Here is a 20,678-nt window from a genome sequence, read left to right on the forward strand (position 1 = left end):
CCGGATCGACGTCCGGCCCGCCCCCGGATCGACGTCCGGATCGCCCGCTCTGGGCTCTGACGGGAAATTTATTCCCGAAACATTCACGAGCCCCCGTCCTGCCGCCGACAGGGGCTCGAATGCGCCGGCGCACGCCCCGTCCGCAAAAGTTTCTCCGCAGCGTCCACAGCCGTCTACCGCCCGGTAACCACAAGGTCCCGTGGCGGCCGCGTCCGGGTGCTGTTCGATCACTGACGGGGTGTCAGAGCTGTCCGGAACTGGATGCCGATATGTCCGTTCTTCCTACTTTCGAAACCTTTGTGCGAGCGAAGACTGTGTAAACACTCGAACTGCTCCCCCTCCCACTCTCCTCAGCAGGCGCATTGTGGGCTTACCGTATGCCCCATGACCTCGCCCCGCTCCTACGACGGAGTCGGCTACCCCTCTCCGTCCTTCTCCTCCGGCACGCCGATTTACGACAGCCTTGTGGCTGAGCGCGGCGTCCCCCAGATCGCACCCATCAACGTGCCGGCCGCCCTGCCACCGGCGCTGTCGTCCGGATACGGAACAGGCGTCGGCCCGTCCTACGAGAACCGGTACGGCAACGGGTACGAGAGCGCCGGCAGCAACCTCCCCGCGCTGCCGCCCGCCCGCCTCGCCCTGGGCCCCGGCCCGAGCAGCGGCCCCTCCGCCGGCCCCGCCACGGCGTACATCCCGGCGCAGCCCGCTCCGGCGTACGCCGCCGCCCCGCAGCCGGCGGTCCCGGGTTACGGCGCCCCCCAGCCGTACCAGCGACCGCAGCCCGGCGCCCCCGCGTTCGCGCAGACCGCCAGCGGCGGCTACCAGCCGACCGGCGGCCAGAGCTTCGGCGGCCAGAACACCTTCATCGGCCAGGGCGGCCCGCAGACCTTCGGCGCGCAGCCGACCGGCGGCCCGGCCGGTTTCGGCCACGGCCAGCCCGGCGGCCAGCCGCAGGGCGGTCCGCAGAGCTTCGGCGGGCAGCAGTCCTTCGGCGGCCCGAACCCGGCCGGCCCCGGCTTCCAGGGCCAGGGCGGCGACCAGGGCTTCGGCGGCGCCCAGCTGCGCCCGGCCATGGCACCGGTCGCGCCGGTCCGCCCGATGCAGCCGCAGCGCCCGGGCCCGTACGGCGAGCCGGCCAACTTCCAGGGCGGCTACCAGCCGCAGGGCCAGGGCTACTGAGCCCCTGGCATCCCGGGGCCGAACCCCCATCGGCCCACACCCGCACCACCTGAGCACCACCCGGCGACCCCTGAACGCCGGGCGAACGGAGAAACGGGTCATCCACGGACCGCCCGGAACGCCCCCCCACGGCGTCCCGGGCGGTCCGTGCGCTCAGGGGGAGGTCCGGAGGGCGCGGGCGTGCGGGGAGTCGTGCGCGTGCGGGGCGGTCCGGGCCCCGTTCGGATGCCACCGCGCTGCTGGCAGGATGGGGGAATGCACCTCACCGGACTCCACGTCTACCCCGTCAAGTCGATGTACCGCCTGAGCCCGGACACTGCCGCGGTCCAGCCCTGGGGGTTGGCCGGAGACCGCCGCTGGATGCTCGCCGACCCCACCGGACGCTTCGTCAGCCAGCGCGAGAACACCGCGCTCGGGCAGATCCGGGTCGCCCTGCTGCCCGACGGCGCGCTGTCGCTGACCGCCCCGGGCGGCTCCCGGATCGAGGTCACCGCCCCCGCCGTCGCGGCCGGCGACCCGCTCGCCGAGGTCGAGGTCTGGGGCACCCGCTTCCGCGCCGTCGAGGCCGCCAAGGATGCGCACGAGTGGATCGCCGAGCACCTCGGCGACTACCGCCTGGTGCACCTGGACGACCCGCGCGCCCGGCCCGTCGACCCCGAGTACGGCCGGCCCGGCGAGACCGTCTCGATGGCCGACGGCTTCCCGCTGCTGCTCACCACCACCGCCTCCCTCGACCGGCTCAACGAGCTGATCGCCGCCGAGCACCCGGAGGGCCACGAGGCCCTGCCGATGGAGCGCTTCCGCCCCAACCTTGTGGTCGGCGGCTCCGAGGCCTGGGCCGAGGACGGCTGGCGCCGGATCCGGATCGGCTCGCTCACCTTCAAGGTGGTCAAGCCCTGCGGCCGCTGCGTGATCACCACCACCGACCAGGAGAGCGGCGAGCGACGCGGCCCCGAGCCACTGCGCACCCTGGCCCGGCACCACCGGCTGCTGCGCAAGGCCGCGTTCGGGCAGAACCTCATCCCCGAGCGCCCCGCCGGCGTCGAGGGCGACGTGCTCGGCACGCTGCGGCTCGGCGACGACGTCGAGGTGCTGGAGGACGGGGCACACTGGCCGGCCGACGGGCGCTGAGCGCCCGCCCGTGCCCCGGGTCGCACGCTCGTTCCGGCTCGTCGGCATGCGCACCGCTCCCGGGGCGTCCGCACCCGCTCCACTTCCGGGGCTCCGGTACGGAACCCCGACTGTGCGCGCTCGTTGAACAAGTGGTCGGAACCTGTGGCCGCGATGGGCGCTACCGGTGTCCGCGCGACCGAGGGCGGCCGGAGCACCCAGACGGGCGCGCTACGGTGGGCGGACGGCCCGCGCACCCCGCGCGTACGGCCCGTAGATCGCCGGCACGACGAAGGTGGGGACGACAGACCGTCATGGCTGAGCACAGGGTCCGGGTCACCCAGGACAGCGCATCCCGCTGGCGTCGCCGCGCGGGCGAGTACGTCACGCTCGCGGAGGCCCTGGCGGCCGCCGAGGCGGGCGACACCGTGACCGTCCGGCCGGGGACCTTCCGGGAGAACGTGCTGCTGGACAAGCCGGTGACGATCGTTCCGGCCCAGGGCCCGGGCACCGTCCGGATCGAGCCGACCTCCGGGGTGGCACTCACCGTCACCGCCGCCGCGACCGTGCGCGACCTGGTGATCGAGGGCGGCGACAGCTCCACCCCGGCCGTGCTGGTCACCGGACCGCAGGCGACGCCCGCGTTCAGCGGCTGCCGGGTCGAGACCCGCTCCGCCACCGGGATCGAGGTCACCGACGGCGCCCGGCCGACCCTGCGCGGCTGCGTGGTCGCCAACCCCGGCGGCCTCGGGCTGCGACTGCGCGGTGAGGGGACCGCCGCCGCCTTCGAGGACTGCGAGGTCGCCGCGGCCGGCCAGGCCGGGCTCGCCGTCCTCGGCGGCGCGACCGCCGCCCTGGACCGCTGCCGCGTCCACCACGCCTCCGGCGCCGGGGTGCTGCTCTCCGACCCGGGCAGTGCGGCCGAACTGACCGGCTGCGAGATCTACGAGATCCGCGGCAGCGGCGTCCAGGCCGAAGCCCAGGCGGGCGGGCGGCTGGTCGACTGCGAGATCCACCGGGTCACCGGCAACGGTCTGACCCTGGACGGCGAGGCCGAGCTCGTACTCACCGGCTGCCGGGTGCACGACCTGCCGGAGAACGGCGCCGACCTGCGCGGACGCTCCCGGCTCAGCCTCGCCCACAGCACCGTGCGGGACTTCGGGCGCGGGGCGCTGTCGGTCTGGGACCAGGGCACCGAGGCCGTCGCCGAGTCCTGCCAGATCCACGGCTCCACCGGCGAGTACCCGGCGCTGTGGGTCAGCGACGGCGCCCGGCTCACCCTCACCGACTGCTCGCTGCACGACCTGCCGGACGCGCTGTTCGTCCTCGACCGGGACTCCGCCGCCGTCGCCGAAGGCTGCTCGTTCAGCCGGATCCGCAGCTCTGCGGTCTCGGTCAGCGGCGGGGCCACGGTGTCCCTGGCCGGCTGCCGGGTGCAGGAGGCCGGCACCGGGCTCTGGTTCCGCGACCACGGCAGCGGCGGACTGCTCACCGGCTGCGAGATCTCGGACGTGGCCACCGGCGTCATCGTCACCAAGGGCGCCGACCCGGTGCTGCGCGACTGCACCGTGCGGGCCAGCACCGACGCCGGGGTGTACGTCTCGGCGCAGGGGCGCGGCACCTTCGAGGACTGCCGGGTCTCGCACGGCAAGGGCTTCGGCTTCCACATCATCGACGGGTGCCGCACCCAGCTCACCCGGTGCCGGGCGGAACAGAACGAGCGGACCGGGTTCGAGTTCTCCGAGCCGGGCCCGGTCACCGAGGGGTGCACCTCGGACGACGTCGGGCCGACCGCCACCGCGAGCTCGGCCACCGAGGTTCCGGCCCCGCGGGCGGCCCAACTGGGCGCCGCTGTACCCGTGTTGGCCGCTCCTTCGGGCGCTTCGGCCGGTTCCGCGATCGCGCCGATCCCGGACTGCCGGCCGGCCGACGAGGCGCTCGCCGAACTGGACTCGCTGGTCGGGCTGGCGACGGTGAAGCAGGAGGTGCGCACCCTGATCGACCTGATCTCGGTCGGCCGGCGCCGCCGCCAGGCCGGGCTCAAGGCGCCGTCGCTGCGCCGCCATCTGGTCTTCACGGGCGCCCCCGGAACCGGCAAGACCACCGTCGCCCGGCTGTACGGCGAGATCCTCGCCTCGCTCGGAGTGCTCCAGCGCGGACACCTGGTCGAGGTGGCCCGGGTCGACCTGGTCGGCGAGCACATCGGCTCCACCGCGATCCGCACCGCCGCCGCCTTCGACCGGGCGCGCGGCGGGGTGCTGTTCATCGACGAGGCGTACGCACTCGCGCCCGAGGACGGCGCGCGGGACTTCGGGCGCGAGGCGATCGACACCCTGGTCAAGCTGATGGAGGACCACCGGGACGAGGTGGTCGTCATCGTGGCGGGCTACACCGCCGAGATGGAACGCTTCCTGTCCGCCAACCCCGGCGTCTCGTCACGCTTCTCACGCACCATCACCTTTTCCGACTACACGGCGGACGAGCTGCTGGAGATCGCCCGGGCGCAGTGCGCGGAGCACGAGTACGCGTTCTCCGAGGCGACCGAGGGCGCGCTGCTGGAGCACTTCGCCCGACTGGAGCGCGGCCCCAACTTCGGCAACGGGCGCGCGGCGCGGCAGGTGTTCGAGACGATGGTCGAGCGCCACGCGGTACGGGTCGCGGCGCTGGCCGACCCGTCGACGGAGGAGCTGCAGCTCCTGGTGCCGGGGGATCTGCCGACGGTGCCGCTGCCGTAGGGGTCCTGGGAACTCGCCGTCGACGGCGGGACGTTGGGCCCGCATGAGCACGCTTCTGACGGGTGCGGCAGGCGGGTTGCTGCTGCCGGCCGGGCTGGTGGTCCTGTTCTTCCTGGGCGCGGTGGTACGGCGACTACGCGCCCGTCCGGCGGCGGATCCGACCGGTGGGCGCGGTGCGGGTGCGACCGCGACAGAGGAACTGCATGCGCTGCTGTATCCGAGCAAGCGGGTGCAGCTGGAGCAGCGGCGGATCGAGCTGGTGTTGCGGGACGACGAGCACGACGGCGCGCCGAAGCGCACGGGGATCGACCTTGCGGGTGGGCGAGCGGTGCTCCGGCGGCCGAGTGACGACTGACAGCTGGCAGTCGGCAGCTGACAGGCTTCAGCGAACAGATAACAGGTTTCAGATTTCAGATTCTGTCTGCTGAAATCTGTTATCTGTTCGCCGCCTGACAGAACGTCAGCCTATCCAGGCGCCGCCCTTCAGGAAGGACTCCAGGGCGGCCCGGTACGGCGCGATGTCGATCCGCTCGCCCGCCAGCCAGTCGTCCGAGTAGTACTTGTCCAGGTAGCGGTCCCCCGGGTCGCAGATCAGGCTGACCACGCTTCCCGTGTGCCCGGTCGCCCGCATCTCGGCGACGATCCGCAGCGCGCTCCACAGTCCCGTTCCGGTGGAGGCACCCGCCTTCTTACCGAGCACCTGCTCCAGCACCCGCACCGCGGCGATCGAGGCGGCGTCCGGCACCTTCATCATCCGGTCGACCGCCCCGGGAACGAAGCTCGGCTCCATCCGGGGCCGTCCGATGCCCTCGATCCGGGAGCCACTGTCGCAGACGGCGTCCGGATCGTGGTTCACCCAGCCGTCGAAGAAGCAGGAGTTCTCCGGGTCCGCCACGCAGATCTGGGTGTCGTACTGCATGTAGTGCACGTACCGGGCGATGGTCGCCGAGGTGCCGCCGGTGCCGGCGGTGGCGACGATCCAGGCCGGCTCGGGGTGCGGCTCCAGGCGCAGCTGGGCGAAGACCGACTCGGCGATGTTGTTGTTGCCGCGCCAGTCGGTGGCCCGCTCGGCATAGGTGAACTGGTCCATGTAGTGCCCGCCGGTCTCCTCGGCGAGCCGGGCGGAGGCCTCGTACACCTCGTCCGAGCGCGCGACCAGGTGGCACTCGCCGCCGTGGAACTCGATCAGGTCGATCTTGGCCTGGCTGGTGCTCTTGGCCATGACCGCGATGAACGGCACCCCGATCAGCTGGGCGAAGTACGCCTCGGAGACGGCGGTGGAGCCGCTGGAGGCCTCGATCACCGGCTTGCCCGGGCGGATCCAGCCGTTGCAGAGCCCGTAGAGGAAGAGCGAACGGGCCAGGCGGTGCTTGAGGGAGCCGGTCGGGTGGGTGGACTCGTCCTTGAGGTAGAGGTCGATCCCCCACTCCGTCGGCAGCGGGAAGCGCAGCAGGTGGGTGTCGGCGGAGCGGTTGGCATCGGCCTGGACCTTGCGCACCGCCTCCTTGAGCCAGGCGCGGTACTGCGGGTCCGAGCGGTCGACGTCGACGGTCGGCTCGATGCCGGGGATCCCACCGGGCTGGGTGCTCATTGGTCACTACTCCCTCGTTGCGGCCCCCCACTGCTCACTACGAGTGTACGATGGTCACGATAAGTGACCGTTTCCAGAAGCCCAGCTTCCGCTTATCGCCCCTCCGACAATACGGACACCACGGACACCCCGTCCTACACGGGCACCGACTGCGGGTCGGCCAGGTACGGCCCCCAACCCAGCTCGGCCGCACCCGCGAGCGCACCGTGCGCCAGCCCGGCCCCGACGATCGGCACCCGCCCGCTGCGCCCCCACAGGCAGCGCTCGGCGACCACCGCGCGCAGCCGGTCGGGGGCGGCCTCCAGCAGGTCGAGGTGGAGGCCGCTGAGCACCACCCGGTCCGGGTTGAGGATGTTGGCCACGCCCGCCAGCCCCAGCCCGAGCCGGTCGATGACGTGCTCCACCGCCGCCCGCGCCCGCTCATCGGTGGCGGCCGACCAGCACAGCTCGCGGGCCTGGTCGAGCAGTGGGCGGCCCGGCTCCGGAGTGAGCCCGGCGGCGGCGAACAGCGCGTCGGGGTCGGTCTCGGAGTTGAGGCAGCCCCGGTTGCCGCACACGCAGGGGCGGCCCTGCGGGTCGACGGTGAGGTGGCCGACCTCCAGGGCGAGTCCGGCGCTGCCGGTGTGCAGGTTGCCGTCGATCACCAGCGCGCCGCCGACACCGCTGTGGCCGGAGGTGACCAGCAGCAGGTGGCGGGCGCCGCGCCCGGCGCCGTGGCGGTACTCGGCGAGCGCGGCGAGGTTGGCATCGTTGCCGACGAAGGTGGGCAGCGGGCGCAGGACGTTCGGACCGTGGTCGGCGCGACCGACCTCGATGTCGTACAGGTCCGCGACCGGGGTGCCGCTGGGCCAGGCGAAGTGCAGCGCGGCCAGCGCGGTGCCGTCCGGTTCGGTGACGGGGTTGGGCAGCGCGAGCGAGGCGGCCAGACAGCGACGGTCGGTGGAGCGGGCCAGTTCGGCGCCCGCCTGGGCGACCGCGCGCAGCATCCGGACCGGGTCGGTGGCGGCGGGCAGCGGCAGGTGGACGGGCGGGTCGAGCAGTCCGCCGAGGCCGACCAGGGTGACGCTCAGCTGGTCGGCGTGGATCTGCCCAGCGACCACCACCGGGCCCTGGGGGTCGATCGCCAACCGGTGCGAGGGCCGGCCGCGGCCGCCTCCGGCCGGGCGGGAGTCGACGGTGATCAGGCCGAGCGCCTCAAGTTCGGCCGTGACCGCCCCGGCAGTGGCCCGGGTGACGTCCAGCGCACGGGTGAGCGCGGAGCGGGTGGGCGTCTGGCCGGTGTGGATGAGCGAGAGCGCGGGGCCGAGCAGCGTCCGACCGCGGTCGGGGGCCGCGCGGCGGTGGGCGTCGCGCGGCGCGTCGGGGTCGGTCCCGGAGAGGGGCCTCGGGCTTGAAGGTGAGAGCTGCACACCCCTATTGTGACTTTGTGCCGCTTCGAAACAAAATCCGTTCCCACCCACGCCCCGACGACTCCCTCATCCAGTCTCGCAGCACAACCCGGGCGACCGACAGTCCCTGGAGCCCCGCACGGCTCGCACTCACCGCCTTCTTCGCCGTCGACGGCTTCCTCTTCGCCGCCTGGGTCGTCCGCATCCCGGACGTCCGCAGCCAGGTCAGCGCCTCGCACAGCACCCTCGGCCTGGCCCTGCTCTGTCTGTCCATCGGAGCCGTCCTCACCATGCCGCTGGTCGGCCGGCTCTGCCTGAGGTACGGCTCGCGGCCGGTCACCGTCGGCTCGCTCGCCCTGCTCGGCCTCGCCGTCCCCCTGCCCGCGCACGCCCACTCGGTGCTCTCGCTCGGGGGCGTACTGCTGCTGTTCGGCGCCGGGTACGGCGGCGCCAACGTCGCCATGAACAGTGCCGCCGTCGACCTGGTGGCACAGCTGCGACGGCCCGTCATGCCCAGCTTCCACGCCGGGTACAGCCTCGGCGGGCTGCTCGGCGCGGGCCTCGGCGGACTGCTCGCCGACCAGCTCACCACCGCCTGGGCGCTCGCGCTCGGCGGTCTGCTGGGCCTGGCCGTCACCGTCGGCGCGGGCGTCGTGCTGCTGCGCAGCCCGGCGGCGCCGATGGTTGCGCCGGAACGTTCCGCCAAGGACTCGGCGGACCGGTCGGCCGGGGGCCACGCCCGGCTGCTGGTGCTGCTGCTCGGCCTCACCGCACTGTGCACCGCGTACGGCGAGGGCGCGATCGCCGACTGGACCACCCTGCACCTGACGGACGACGTCCACGCGAGCGCCGGAACGGCCGCCGCCGGGTACGCCGCTTACGCCTTCGCGATGACCAGCGGACGGGTCGGCGGCACCTGGCTGTCCATCCGGCTGGGCCAGAACCGGCTGATGCTGCTCGGCGGACTGGCGGCGGCGGTCGGCATGCTGGTCGCGGCGCTGGCCCCGGCGGTACCGGTCGCGATCGGCGGCTTCGTACTGGTCGGCCTCGGTCTGGCCAACCTGTTCCCGCTCGCCATCGCCCGGGCCGGCGCGACGGGCGGCCCGCAGGGCGTCGCGCTCGCCTCGACGCTCGGGTACGGGGGGATGCTGATCGGGCCGGTGGTGATCGGTTTCCTCGCCGACGCGGCCGGACTGCCGCTGGCCCTGACCACGGTGGCCCTCGCGGCGACGGCGGCAGCGTTCCTGCCGTTGGTGGTGGGGCGTCGCTGACGGGCTGCGGGTTGTCGGGGGGCGGGATGGTGGCGGACAGATGACGGCGAACAGATAACAGATTTCACCATCTGTTATCTGTTCGCTGTTGGTCACCCCGCCCCCGCCCCCGCTGCCACACCCGCCCCAAAGGTGGCAGGATGCGGCCCCATGACGACCACCGGACGCATCCAGGTACTGCGCGCCAGCGAGCGCCCCGCCACCGCGTGGCTCAACGGGGGCGGGGTGACCAGGGAGGTCGCCGGGTTCCCGGCCGGGGCCGGGCTGGACGGCTTCGACTGGCGGGTCAGCCTCGCCGACGTCGCCTCCGCCGGGCCCTTCTCGCCCTTCCCCGGCATCGACCGGGTGATCACCCTGGTCGAGGGCGCGGGCATGACGCTCACCGTGGACGGCATCGAGCAACTGGTCGACGTACCGTTGCGCCCGTTCGCCTTCCCCGGCGACGCCACGACGGACTGCCGACTGCTCGGCGGCCCGGTGGTGGACTTCAACGTGATGACCCGTCGCGGCCGGGTCGAGGCCACCGTCGACCTGCGCAGCGGGCCCGGCCCGGTGGAGGTCCCGCCCGCGGCGACCGTCCTGCTGGTCTGCCTCGCCGGTTCGGCGACCCTCGACGGCACCGAACTGGCCCGCTTCGACGCCGCCCTGCTGACCAACCCCGGTCCGTACGAGCTGCGCCCGGCCGACGGCACCACCGCCGCCGTCACCTTCCGCACCGCCCGCTGAGAAACGCGACCGCCCGTGCCCCCGGGGCAGCCGGGGGCACGGGCAGTCACGGCGATCGTCGCAGCGAGCGCTCAGCCGCAGAGCACCGGCGTGGCGTGCGCCGGGTCCAGGGCGTTGGTCACCAGGTGCAGCGCCGTCGGCGAGAACGCGATCGCCACGTGCTCGGCGAGCGTGATCGGGCAGTGGTCCTGCAGCACCTCGTTGTCGACGTCCGGCCCGTTCAGGAACTGGGTCTGCCACGGGGTGACGACCTCGTCGTACACCGTCGAGATCACCGTGTAGCTCACCCCGGGCGCGGTGTCCGGCCGGGACGCCATGGTCCGGTTGAAGTCGGAGCCCACCGCCTGGTCACGGCAGGCCTGGCAGACCGTGTAGATCAGGTCCGTGACGCCCGGGAAGTACGGCGCGAGCTTGGTGATCCCGTCGAGCGTCGTGCCGTGGTTGGACGGCGCCAGGCCGACCAGCTTGTCCACCTTCGAGGCCCCGCCGAGGAACTTCAGGTAGTAGTTCGGCAGCATGCCGCCCTGCGAGTGTCCGACGATGTCGACCTTCGCCGCACCGGTCGCGTTGCGCACCACGTCGACGAAGTTCGCCAGTTGGGCCGCCGAGGCGGGCACCGGCCCGAGCCCGCCGATCGGCAGCAGCAGGCCGCTGCCGGTGGAGGTGATGCCGGGAATGGTGCCGTAGTCGAGGGCGAAGACGCAGTACCCGAGGCCCTTCAGCAGCGGGGAGAGCGCCAGCCAGTTCTCGTAGCGGTTGGCGAAGGTGCCGTGCACCAGGACCACCGGGTTGGGGTGCGCGGCGGTCGGTCGGCAGTTCCAGTCGTTGGCGCCGGGCGGCGAGGCCACCGAGTCTCCGTCGGGCGGCAGTTCAGCAGCGGCGGTGACGTCCGGGCCTGCGGCGGCCGGGCTCGCGGCGGCCGCCGGAGCGGCCGAGGCCGGGCCCGCCGTCGCGCCCGCCAGCAGCGCGCCCGCCAGCAGGGCCGCGCCGAAGGCTCCGCCGAGCCGACGGCGCAAGGGAGTTGCGGGGAAGCGGAGAAGTGGGGTTCTCAACTGTTGCCTCCACAGCGGAAGTTTGTTACCAACAGGTAGCCCGAGTGGCTCAATCATGCGGTCGCCCCTCCGGCCCGGCCCTTGGGCGTTCCCCAGACCTGGACGGTGTTCTCTGTGACCGGTCACAACGCACCCCACTGCACGCCCCCGGACACCCCCGGAACCACGCCGACCTGGCACGTACCGGTGATCGGCGGCCGCCCGGCCGACCAGCTACTCCTCGGCGGCGTCCGCGAGTTGGCCGAGGGCGTGGTCGCCGCCCTACTGGACCGCGTGCCGGTCTACCGCCGCCTCCCGCGCGAGCAGCTCACCGGCGAGCTCACCCGGGACACCGAACGCCGCATCCGCGCACTCGCCCACGCCGTCCGCACCGGACTCCCCGCCCCCGCCGGGGAGTTCACCGCCGTACGGGAGGCCGCCGCGCGCCGCGCCGGGGAGGGCCTGCCGCTGGACGCCGTGCTGCTCGCCCACCACCTCGGGCTCGAAGTCTGCTGGGAGTTCGTCACCCGGGACACCCACGCCGGTGACGCCGCCGACCTGCTGGTGCTCAACCGGCTGCTGCTCGACCAGCTCCGCCAGGCCACCACCGCCGCCGGCGCCGGCTACCTGGACGGTCGGCGCCCGGCCGGCGACCGACGCTCCACCGCCCGGCAGTCCCTGCTCTCCGCGCTGCTCGCCGGCACCCCCGCCGAGGAGGCCGCCGCCCGGGCGGGCGTCCGGCTTCCGGCAGGCTACGCGGCGCTCTGCCTGTCCCTCGCCGACCACCCGGACGAGCGCGCCCCGGGCGTCGACCCGGCCATCGCCGCCCACCGCAAGCTGCGTCGCTTCGTCGCCGAACTCGACCACCGCACCCGGCAGTCGGCGCTCACCGCGCTCACCCCATCGGGCGGCCTGGTCCTGGTCCCGCTCGACCCGGAACCCGAGTCGGCCGACGGCACCGCCCCCGAAGCCCCCTGGCCGCAGCTCGCCGCCACCCTCACCGCCGCGGCCCGCGCCGCCGGGGCGCCCGTGCTGGCCGGAGCGGCCGCCGCGGTACCGGCCGAGGTGCCGGGCGCCGCCGCGCTCGCCTACGAAGTCCTGGACGTGGCAAGGGCCTTCGGCCGACCGGCCGGTCTGCACCGACTCGACGACGTGCTGCTGGAGTACCAGCTGACCCGGCCCAGTCAGGCCCGCTCCCGGCTCGCCGCACTGCTCGAACCGCTCGCCGACGGCGGGGAGTTGCTCACCACCCTGCGCACCCACCTGGCCGGCGGCCTCAACCGCCGCCACACCGCGAGCGCCCTGCACCTGCACCCGAACACCGTGGACTACCGGCTGCGCCGGATCGCCGTCCTCACCGGCCTGGACCCGTCCCGCCCGGCCGACCTCCTGCGGATCACCGCGGCCATCGCCGCGCGCGCCGCCGAGCAGTCCTCCCCGGCGCGCTAGTTGCACCGGGCACCCGCGCCGCCGGGAACGGTGGTGCGGCTGCCGTGGTGACGAACGGGGGTCAGCAGTTCAGCGACGCGTGCTCCCCCACCCAGGAGTTCAGGCTGGACCAGGTCTGCGGCCCGACGACGTCCCGCCCGGTGCCAGCACACCGCTGGACGGCCCTCAGCCCTGCTCCCCCGGCAGCCGCAGGTCCCAGCCCACCAGGGCGCGCAGCTGCTCCGCCGTCACCCCGTCCGGCACCGGCCGGGGCGGCTCGTGGCGCAGCGGCGGCTGCCAGCCCTCCTCCTCGGTCCAGCGGCGCACCACCTTGGCGGGCGCCCCGGCGACCACACAGTGGGACGGCACCTCGCCGCGCACCACGGCCCCCGCGGCGACCACCACGTTGCGCCCGATCCGTGCCCCCGGCATGATCACCGCGCCGGTGCCGATCCAGCTGCCCGCGCCGATCTCCACCGGCACGTTGCGCGGCCACTGCTTGCCGATCGGCAGCTCGGTGTCCCGGTACTCGTGCGCCTGGTCGCTCACGTACACGCCGGGCCCCGTCCAGACGTCGTCGCCGATGACGATCGACTGGTGGCCGACGATGTGGCTGTCCCGTCCGATCACGCAGCCGCCGCCGATCCGCACGATCGGCTCCGGCCCGAGGTCGAGGCCGGGCAGGAAGCCCGCGCTGATGGTGACCCGCTCACCGATGATCGAGAACGGCCCGATGGTGATCCACTGCTCGTTGAACACCGCCCCGAGCGGGAAGGCGAGGGTCGTGCCGTCCCCCAGCTCGCCGAACCGGTACGGGCCCGGGTTCCGGTTGGTGACCGCGCCGGTCCGCTGCACCCAGCGCCAGCCCCGGTGGACGAGGCGTCCGGCGGCCCGGCGGCCACCGGTCCGGACGGCGGAGAGAAGCGAACGGGTTATCGGCATGCGCTCACGTTACCGGCCCGTAGCGTCCGCCCGGTCGCCGGGAGGTCGACATCACACCAGCCCCACCGGCCCCAGCCGTACCGATCTCACCCGCCTCACCCGCACCGACCCCAGGGCCGTCCGAAATCCGCCACCGACGGCGGGCGGCGGTGAAAGACTCCGTCCCATGGAGATCTCCGCACACATCGACGCGCTGCGCCGCGAGGGCACCCTGCTGACCGAGGCCGCCGCCCGCACCGACCTCTCCGCCCCCGTACCGACCTGCCCGGACTGGCGGCTGGGCGACCTGCTGCGGCACGTCGGCCACGTCCACCGCTGGGCCGCCACCTACCCGTCGAGGGGCCTGCGGGCGCCGCTGGACCCGGCGGGCGAGCAGGAGGCCGTCGGACCGGCGCCCTCGGACGCCGCACTGCTCGACTGGTTCCGCGAGGGCCACGCTGCCCTGGTGGCGACGCTCACCGAGGCCCCGGCCGAGGTGGAGTGCTGGAGTTTCCTGCCCGCACCCAGCCCGCTGGCCTTCTGGGCACGGCGTCAGGCGCAAGACCGCCGTCCACCGCTTCGACGCCGACGCGGCGGCCGGATCGCCGGGCCCGGCCGTGGACACCGCGCTCGCCCTGGACGGCATCGACGAGCTGCTGCGCGGCTTCATGGTCCGCAGCCGGTCGAAGGTGCGCAGCGACCGCCTGCGTACCGTCCAGGTCCGGACGACCGACGGCCCCGGCTCCTGGCACCTGACCATCACCCGCGAGCCGCTGTCCGTCAGCACCGAGGAGCCCCCCGAGCCGGCCGACCTGACCCTCACCGGACCGGCCCGCCAGCTCTACCTTCTGCTCTGGAACCGGCTGACGGTCGAACAGGTCGAGCGGAGCGGGCGGTCCGAGCAGACGGAGCCTGCAGAGCAGGCCGGGCAGGTCGAGGTCAGCGGCGACCGGGACCTGCTCGACCTCTGGCGGGACACCGCGGCGATCGGCTGACCCCGGGCGAGTCAGCCGATCCCGAACCGAGTCAGCCAGTCCGGAGCCGAGTCAGCCGGCCCCGAGCCGACGCGGCAGGTCGTACGCCGACTCAGCGCACCCAGGCAGCGGGCCGCTTCTCCAGGAACGCCCGCATGCCCTCCTGCGCCTCCGCCGAACCGAACAGCCGCGCCGACAGCTGCACCAGCTCGTCCGCGTCGCGCTGGAAGGAGCGCGCCACCTCGGCGTTGGCCAGCCGCTTGGACTCGGCCAGCCCCTGCGGCGAGCCCTGGCGCAGCGCGTCCAGCAGGCCCTTCAGCACCACTCCGGTGTCCTCGGTGGACTCGGCGGCCCGGGTGAGCAGACCGATCCGGGCCGCCTCGGCGGCGTGGAAGACCTCGCCGGTCAGGTAGTAGCGGGAGGCGGCACGCGGGTCCAGCTTGGGCCGCAGCGGCAGCGAGATGACGGCGGGCGCGAGGCCGAGCCGGACCTCGGTGAAGGCGAAGGTCGCGGCCGGTCCGGCGATGGCGAGGTCCGCCGCGCCGATCAGGCCGAGGCCGCCGGCCCGGGCGTGCCCGTCGACCACGGCGATCACCGGCTTGGTGCAGTCCACGATCGCCTTCTGCAGCTCGACCAGGCCGCGCGGGCCGACCGTCGGGTCCGCGCCGGTCGCCTCGGAGAGGTCCGCGCCTGCGCAGAACACCTTGCCGGTGTGGGTGAGCACCACCGCGCGGACGTCCCGGTTCGCCGCCGCGACCGCCAGTCCGGCGTGCAGCTCGGACATCAGGCGGGAGGAGAGCGCGTTGCGGTTGTGCGGCGAGTCGAGGGTGAGCGTGGTGACGGCATCGACGGTGCTGACGCGAACGAGGGGCTCTGCGCTGGTCATCGGAGTGGGCCTGCCTTCCGGCTGAGGGTGGGTCGGACTGCGGGCGCGGGGCCGGGGTGCCCGGACCGCGCCCGGACGACTCTGGCACGCCCACCCGCCCCTCGGCCAGAGCCAACCGCACCCCGGCCGGAGCCGATTGCTCGGTGGCCGGGCGGAAATCCGCTGGTGGCGGCCGCCGCACTCCCGGCAGCATGGGCGGCATGATCACCGAATCCCCCGTTCTGCTGCTCGCGCCGCGCATCAACGAGACCGGCCTCCAGCTGCGCACCGCCGCCGGACTGCGCGGCCTGCGGGCGCACACCGCGACGTCCTGGCAGGCCCCGCGCGAACTGCTCGGTGCGCCGGTTCACGTGTACGGCGGGCCGCTGTTCGGCGACGCGGTCGGACGGGAGCTCGGCCTCGCCCTGCTGGAGCCGGCCGAGGACTGGCTGGCCCGGCTGCCGCTCGCGCTGGCCGGACGACGGGTGTCCGCCACCACGCTTGCCGAGGCCCGCGGGCTGCACGGGCCGGCCTTCGTGAAGCCGCCGGCCGACAAGCTGTTCGCCGCCCGGGTCTACCCGGACGGCGGCTCGCTGCCCGGGCCCGAGCTGTTGGACGGTGACACCCCGGTGCTGGTGAGCGAGGTGGTGCGGTTCCGCACGGAGTACCGACTGTTCGTCCTGGACGGCGCGGTGCGGGCCGGCTCGCGCTACGCGGTGGACGGCGAGCTGTCCGTCGGGCCACTCGGGCAGGACGGCTCCGAGGTGCTGGCCTTCACCCACGACGTGCTGGCCGCCTCGGCCTCGCAGGCCCCGCTGCCGAGCGCGGTGGTGGTGGACGTCGGTCGCACCGACCACGGCTGGGCGGTGGTCGAGGCCAACGCAGCCTGGGCCAGCGGGGGTTACGCAGCCGAGCCGGACGCCGTCCTGGACGTGGTGCTGCGCTCGGCCGGTCCGGATGCCCAACTTCCCGCCACCGACCGGCCGTTCCGGCGCGAACTGCCCGCAGTGCTGCGCTGACCGACCAGTTGGCCGGCCTGTGGGCCGGCCTGTGGGCCACCCAGTTGGCCGGCCAGTTGGCCAACCCGCAGGCCGCCAGGGGGAATCGCTTGCGGTCCGAATGCGCGATGGCGCACGATCATGCGCCATGACCACCACGCACCTCACCCACATCACCGAGCCACCCGGCGTCGCCCCCGGGACGGGCTACACCCAGGTCGTCACCGGCACCGGCCGACTGGTCCAGGTCTCCGGCCAGGTCGCCTTCGACGAGCACCGGAACCTGGTCGGCGAGGGCGACCCGAAGGCGCAGGCGCGGCAGGTCTTCGAGAACCTGCGCCGCTGCCTGGCCGCCGCCGGGGCCGACTTCTCCGACGTCGTGAAGTTCACCTTCTTCATGACCGACATCGCCTACCTCTCGGCCATCCGGGAGGCCCGCGACGCGTACCTGGGCGACCTGCCGCTGCCGACCGCCTCGGCCATGCAGGTCGCGGCACTGTTCCGCCCGGACGTGCTGATCGAGATCGAGGCGATGGCGGTGGTCCGGGAGTAACGACGGCTCACGCCGCTCGGAGCAGCCGCCGGTCACGCCGCGCGGAGCCGCAGCTCCCGCCGTCCGGCCCACCGGACGGCGGGGCCCATCGCCAGGCCGGCCGCCGCCAGCACCGCGCCCAGCACGGCCCACCCGACCAGCCCGAAGCCGATCACTGCGGTGCTGACCACCGCCGGTCCGGCCATCATCGTGGCCGCCGAACCCGCGTTGAACACGCCCTGGTAGGCGCCGTGCTCACCCTCACCCGCGAGGTCGTAGCTCAACGCCCAGCCGCCCGCCTGACCCATCACCTCGGCCAGCGACTGCAACGCGATCCCCGCGAGCGCCACCACTGCGGCGAGGATCCCGGGCAGGCCGTGCGCGAAGGCGATGACCAGGCAGGAGACGGCCAGCACCAGTCCGGCGCGACGGCAGGCCCGGGCGGCGGCCGTCCGCTCCTCGGTGCCCCGGGTGGCCCGCACCTGCAGGGCGATCACCATCAGGGTGTTGACGATCAGGGCGCCGGCGACGGTGATCCGCGGCGCGTCGGTCTGCTGGACGATCCACAGTGGAACGCCCACCTCCAGGACAGCGAACTGCAGGCCGAGGACCGAGCACAACGCGGTCACGACCAGGAACGGGCCGTCCCGCAGCGCCGGGTTGCGCCGTCGACCGTGCTTGACGCCCTTGCCCCCGGGATCCGACGGGTTCGCCGTACCGGGCGTGGTCGCCGTCACGGACTTGTTCGCCGTACCGGACGTGGTCTCCGTACCGGACGTGGTCTCCGTACCGGACGTGGTCTCCGTACCGGACGTGGTCTCCGTACCGGACTTCGCCTCGGACTCGGCCGACGAAGGGCCGGCCAGGGCGGACAGTCGGTAGAACAGCACCGCAACGGCAACATAGGAGACGGCATTGGCCAGGATCGCCGTCAGGTAGACCGGCCGCGTGTCCAGCTGGAGCGCGATCGCACCGAGCCCCGTCCCCACACAGATGCCGACGTTGGTCACCACCCGCAGGTAGGCCCGGCCCGCCACCCGGGTATCGGCCGGCAGCACCTCGGCGTAGAGCGCGTTCCGCACGGCGGCCGACCCCCGGTCGACGGCGGAGACGGCGCAGGCCAGTGCGACGAAGGCCGGGTAGCTGTGCACCAGCGCGTAGCCGGCGGTGCCGACCGCCTCCACTCCGACCAGCACCACCAGCACCCTCCGGGCGCCCCAGCGGTCGGCGGCCCGGCCGGCCGGCACGCTGGCGACGACCCCGCACAGGCCGGCGGCGGTCATCCCGCCGCCCAGCTGGGCGGCGCTCAGGCCGAGCACCCGGGTGAAGAACAGCACTGCGACGGACAACGACAGGCCGTTGCCCACCGTGTTGACGAGGGTGATCCCGGCCAGCCGACGGACCGTCGGATCAGGGTGCAGTCGGCGCCGGAGAGCCGCAGTGAGGCGGCCGCCCGGGTTGTGCGAGGGCAGGGCGAAGGACGGTGCGGAGGACTCCGCCGGCTTGGTGGTCATGCCCTGATCACACCGCCGGGCGGGCCGCCAAGGGTATTCCTTTAGGCTCTGGCTGAATCTTACGAGGGGGACGTACGTGCACCGCTTCACACTCGGACTGGCCGACCTCGCCACCACCTGGTTCGCCGTCTCCCCGATCCACGAGGCGGTGCTCAGCCTGCGGATGTGGACCCACCCGGGCGTCTACCCGCTCCAGACCAGGGCCTTCGAGCAGCTCCGGCCCGCCTTCGAGCGGCTGGAATCGCGCCACCTGCTGCTCGCACTGGTCGCCGAGAACCGTTGGGTCCCCGACTTCCTGACGCCCCGCCCGACGGCAGCCGCCGGCGACTTCCGGGCCGAGCTGGCCATCGTGCGCGCGCTGCCGCCGGTGCTGCTGCGCAGCGAGCTGGAGCAGACCTTCCTGTCGCACGGGCAGCCGCTGCCCGCCCTGCTCGACGACGGACTCGCCGATCCGGCGCGGCTGTTGGCACGGATCTCCGACGCGTTGAAGGAGTACTGGGAGGCGTGCCTCGCGCCCGGCTGGTGGCCGCAGGCCCGCACGGTGCTGGAGGCGGACCTGGTCTACCGGGCGCGGGTGCTCGCCCAGCAGGGTGCGGCGGCGCTGTTCGCGGACCTGGACCACCGGCTGCACTGGGCGGACGGCGTACTGTCGATCAACCGGCACTGGGGGGACGGGGACGTGGAGACCGCCGTGGACGGACGCGGGCTGGTCCTCAGTCCGACCTGCTTCGTGCGCGGGGCGATCACCATGATCAGCAAGGACCGGGAGCCGCAGATCTCCTACCCGGCGCGCGGACAGGCGGCCATGGGCGGCGCGGGCGCGGACGCGCCGGTGACGTCGGCGGCCCTGGAGTCGCTGGTCGGCGCCCCGAAAGCCCGGCTGCTGACCCTGCTCGCCGAGCCCGCCTCGACCACCGACCTCGCCTACCGCCTCGGCGTCACCCCGGGCGCGGTCAGCCAGCACCTGTCCGTCCTGGCGGCCACCGGCCTGGTCACCCGCGCCCGGCACGGCCGCTCGGTGCTGTACCGGCGCAGCGTGCTCGGGGACGAGCTGACCGGCGGCCGGTAACAGGCGGCGAACAGCCCACCCCGCACGACGAACGGGGCCGGCGTTCACTCCGCTGAACGGAGGAACGCCGGCCCCACCCGGCAGCAGATCCGTTACCGCGAGGCCATCGCCGCCAGCCGCCGCGCCGCCCGGTACCGTCGCAGCACCTGCGCGAAGCTCGTGTGCCCCTGGGTGGTTCGGGCGAAGGCCCGCCAGGCGGCCGGCACCAGGCAGACCGCCGCGTGGAAGAGGTACGGCCGCCGCTCGAAGGCGCCCAGCAGCTGCTTGCCCGCGCGCATCTCCACGCCCAGCCCGGCCTTGACGGCGAACGCGTAGTTCAGCGCCTCGCGCCGCACCGCCGCCGCGTTGCCCGCCTCCGCGATCTGCACCGCCCACTCACCGGCCAGCTGGCCCGAGCGCAGCGCGTAGGAGATGCCCTCACGGGTCCACGGCTCCAGCAGCCCGGCCGCGTCGCCCGCGACCAGCACCCGGCCGCGGGAGAGCGGCGAGTCCTCGGCCCGGCACCGGGTCAGGTGCCCGGACTCGACCTGCGGGGTGAAGCCGGACAGGCCCAGCCGCCGGATGTAGTCGGCGAGGTACTGCTTGGTCCGCTCGCCGTCGCCGCGCGCCGAGATGACGCCGACGGTCAGGCTGCTGGACTCGGTCTTCGGGAACACCCAGCCGTAACTGCCGCGCAGCGGGCCCCAGTCGAGGTGGATCCGGCCCGACCAGTCGGCGGCGACCTGCGGCGGGACGGGGATCTCCGCCTCCAGGCCCAGGTCGATCTGGTCGAAGGTGACGCCCACGTGCCGGGCGATCCGGCTCGCGCTGCCGTCCGCGCCGACCACCGCGCGCGCCTCGAAGCTGCGTCCGTCGGCCGCGGTGACCAGCGCCGTCCGGTGGTCGCCGCCACGCTGCTCAACCCCGGTGACGGTCACTCCGGTGACCAGCACCGCCCCGGCCAGCTTGGCCGCCTGCACCAGGCGCAGGTCGAACTCGTCCCGGTTGACCAGGCCGAACAGCATCCGCTTGGAACGACGCGTCCGGGTGTACCGCCCGTCGTACGCGAAGGTGACGGCGTGCACCCAGTCCTGCAGCGGCAGCTCGAAGTCCGGCGGCAGGCTGTCCCGGGAGGGGCCGATGATGCCGCCGCCGCAGGTCTTGTAACGGGGGTGCTCGGCTTTGTCGAGCAGCAGCACCCGGCGGCCCCGCGCGGCGGCGGCGTACGCGGCGGAGGCCCCGGCCGGCCCGGCGCCGACCACCACCACGTCCCAGACGCCGTCCAGCTGTCCCCCGGAGGCGGCCGAGGCCCCCGACGCCATCGAATCCACCGAATCCACCGAATCAGCCGCAGCCGTTGACACCGC

Annotated in this window: 18 protein-coding genes and 1 pseudogene; 12 read left to right on the forward strand and 7 right to left on the reverse strand. The window is 73.9% G+C overall.

Annotated features, from left to right (window positions below; all coding sequences use genetic code 11):
• The first annotated feature begins 384 nt into the window (after positions 1–384).
• The 4 genes from ACIRYZ_RS34585 to ACIRYZ_RS34600 all read left to right on the forward strand — a co-directional run bounded on the left by ACIRYZ_RS34585 (position 385) and on the right by ACIRYZ_RS34600 (position 5,379).
• Positions 385–1,179: a DUF6643 family protein gene (locus tag ACIRYZ_RS34585; protein WP_393033629.1), complete on the forward strand. Its 795-nt coding sequence runs from the start codon at positions 385–387 to the stop codon at positions 1,177–1,179.
• 255 nt (positions 1,180–1,434) lie between these two features.
• Entirely contained in the window at positions 1,435–2,310 is an 876-nt protein-coding gene (locus tag ACIRYZ_RS34590) for an MOSC domain-containing protein (protein WP_402952051.1), read from the forward strand.
• Positions 2,311–2,603: 293 nt separating this feature from the next.
• Positions 2,604–5,024 carry a right-handed parallel beta-helix repeat-containing protein gene (locus tag ACIRYZ_RS34595; protein ID WP_402952053.1) on the forward strand — a complete coding sequence of 807 codons (2,421 nt, stop codon included), beginning with the start codon at positions 2,604–2,606 and terminating at the stop codon, positions 5,022–5,024.
• Between the two features lie 43 nt (positions 5,025–5,067).
• Positions 5,068–5,379, forward strand: a complete 312-nt coding sequence (locus ACIRYZ_RS34600; protein WP_402952054.1) for a DUF6191 domain-containing protein — start codon at positions 5,068–5,070, stop codon at positions 5,377–5,379.
• Positions 5,380–5,484: 105 nt separating this feature from the next.
• Here ACIRYZ_RS34600 and ACIRYZ_RS34605 read toward each other — a convergent pair whose 3' ends face one another.
• Both ACIRYZ_RS34605 and ACIRYZ_RS34610 read right to left on the reverse strand, forming a co-directional pair.
• Entirely contained in the window at positions 5,485–6,615 is a 1,131-nt protein-coding gene (locus tag ACIRYZ_RS34605; RefSeq protein ID WP_402952056.1) for a PLP-dependent cysteine synthase family protein, read from the reverse strand.
• A 134-nt stretch (positions 6,616–6,749) separates the two neighbouring features.
• Positions 6,750–8,024, reverse strand: a complete 1,275-nt coding sequence (locus ACIRYZ_RS34610) for an ROK family protein (protein WP_402952058.1) — start codon at positions 8,022–8,024, stop codon at positions 6,750–6,752.
• Between the two features lie 17 nt (positions 8,025–8,041).
• Between ACIRYZ_RS34610 and ACIRYZ_RS34615 the strand changes: the two genes are divergently transcribed.
• Together ACIRYZ_RS34615 and ACIRYZ_RS34620 are read left to right on the forward strand one after the other, a co-directional pair.
• The gene (locus ACIRYZ_RS34615; protein ID WP_402952060.1) at positions 8,042–9,274 is read left to right on the forward strand and encodes an MFS transporter; all 1,233 of its coding nucleotides are present in this window, start codon (positions 8,042–8,044) and stop codon (positions 9,272–9,274) included.
• A 150-nt stretch (positions 9,275–9,424) separates the two neighbouring features.
• Entirely contained in the window at positions 9,425–10,000 is a 576-nt protein-coding gene (locus ACIRYZ_RS34620) for a HutD family protein (RefSeq protein ID WP_402952061.1), read from the forward strand.
• 71 nt (positions 10,001–10,071) lie between these two features.
• Here the strand turns inward: ACIRYZ_RS34620 and ACIRYZ_RS34625 are convergent, their stop codons facing one another.
• A complete protein-coding gene (locus ACIRYZ_RS34625; protein WP_402952097.1) occupies positions 10,072–11,016 on the reverse strand; it encodes an esterase/lipase family protein in 945 nt (314 codons plus the stop codon).
• A 150-nt stretch (positions 11,017–11,166) separates the two neighbouring features.
• On the opposite strand from ACIRYZ_RS34625, the gene ACIRYZ_RS34630 reads away from it, so the two are divergent.
• The gene (locus ACIRYZ_RS34630; protein ID WP_402952063.1) at positions 11,167–12,480 is read left to right on the forward strand and encodes a PucR family transcriptional regulator; all 1,314 of its coding nucleotides are present in this window, start codon (positions 11,167–11,169) and stop codon (positions 12,478–12,480) included.
• Between the two features lie 165 nt (positions 12,481–12,645).
• Here ACIRYZ_RS34630 and ACIRYZ_RS34635 read toward each other — a convergent pair whose 3' ends face one another.
• Positions 12,646–13,401, reverse strand: a complete 756-nt coding sequence (locus ACIRYZ_RS34635; protein WP_402952065.1) for an acyltransferase — start codon at positions 13,399–13,401, stop codon at positions 12,646–12,648.
• A 166-nt stretch (positions 13,402–13,567) separates the two neighbouring features.
• Here ACIRYZ_RS34635 and ACIRYZ_RS34640 point away from each other — a divergent pair.
• Together ACIRYZ_RS34640 and ACIRYZ_RS34645 are read left to right on the forward strand one after the other, a co-directional pair.
• Positions 13,568–13,885 (forward strand): annotated as a pseudogene (locus tag ACIRYZ_RS34640) (maleylpyruvate isomerase N-terminal domain-containing protein); the annotation flags it as partial.
• 112 nt (positions 13,886–13,997) lie between these two features.
• Positions 13,998–14,375 (forward strand): SCP2 sterol-binding domain-containing protein, encoded by a 378-nt coding sequence (locus tag ACIRYZ_RS34645; RefSeq protein WP_402952066.1) that lies wholly within the window; start codon positions 13,998–14,000, stop codon positions 14,373–14,375.
• 91 nt (positions 14,376–14,466) lie between these two features.
• Here the strand turns inward: ACIRYZ_RS34645 and ACIRYZ_RS34650 are convergent, their stop codons facing one another.
• Positions 14,467–15,240 (reverse strand): enoyl-CoA hydratase family protein, encoded by a 774-nt coding sequence (locus tag ACIRYZ_RS34650; RefSeq protein WP_402952068.1) that lies wholly within the window; start codon positions 15,238–15,240, stop codon positions 14,467–14,469.
• A 200-nt stretch (positions 15,241–15,440) separates the two neighbouring features.
• Between ACIRYZ_RS34650 and ACIRYZ_RS34655 the strand changes: the two genes are divergently transcribed.
• Together ACIRYZ_RS34655 and ACIRYZ_RS34660 are read left to right on the forward strand one after the other, a co-directional pair.
• Positions 15,441–16,238 (forward strand): ATP-grasp domain-containing protein, encoded by a 798-nt coding sequence (locus ACIRYZ_RS34655; RefSeq protein WP_402952070.1) that lies wholly within the window; start codon positions 15,441–15,443, stop codon positions 16,236–16,238.
• A gap of 127 nt (positions 16,239–16,365) precedes the next feature.
• Positions 16,366–16,770 carry a RidA family protein gene (locus ACIRYZ_RS34660; protein ID WP_402952072.1) on the forward strand — a complete coding sequence of 135 codons (405 nt, stop codon included), beginning with the start codon at positions 16,366–16,368 and terminating at the stop codon, positions 16,768–16,770.
• A 32-nt stretch (positions 16,771–16,802) separates the two neighbouring features.
• On the opposite strand, the gene ACIRYZ_RS34665 is transcribed toward ACIRYZ_RS34660, so the two are convergent.
• A complete protein-coding gene (locus tag ACIRYZ_RS34665; protein WP_402952073.1) occupies positions 16,803–18,263 on the reverse strand; it encodes an MFS transporter in 1,461 nt (486 codons plus the stop codon).
• A 76-nt stretch (positions 18,264–18,339) separates the two neighbouring features.
• Here ACIRYZ_RS34665 and ACIRYZ_RS34670 point away from each other — a divergent pair, with 76 nt between their 5' ends.
• Positions 18,340–19,332: an ArsR/SmtB family transcription factor gene (locus tag ACIRYZ_RS34670; RefSeq protein ID WP_402952075.1), complete on the forward strand. Its 993-nt coding sequence runs from the start codon at positions 18,340–18,342 to the stop codon at positions 19,330–19,332.
• Between the two features lie 92 nt (positions 19,333–19,424).
• Here the strand turns inward: ACIRYZ_RS34670 and ACIRYZ_RS34675 are convergent, their stop codons facing one another.
• Complete coding sequence (locus ACIRYZ_RS34675) at positions 19,425–20,633, reverse strand: geranylgeranyl reductase family protein (protein ID WP_402952077.1); 1,209 nt, start codon at positions 20,631–20,633, stop codon at positions 19,425–19,427.
• Positions 20,634–20,678 lie beyond the last annotated feature (45 nt).

It is taken from the genome of Kitasatospora sp. NPDC101155 (assembly GCF_044768305.1).
In the GTDB taxonomy this organism is placed as follows: Bacteria; Actinomycetota; Actinomycetes; order Streptomycetales; family Streptomycetaceae; genus Kitasatospora.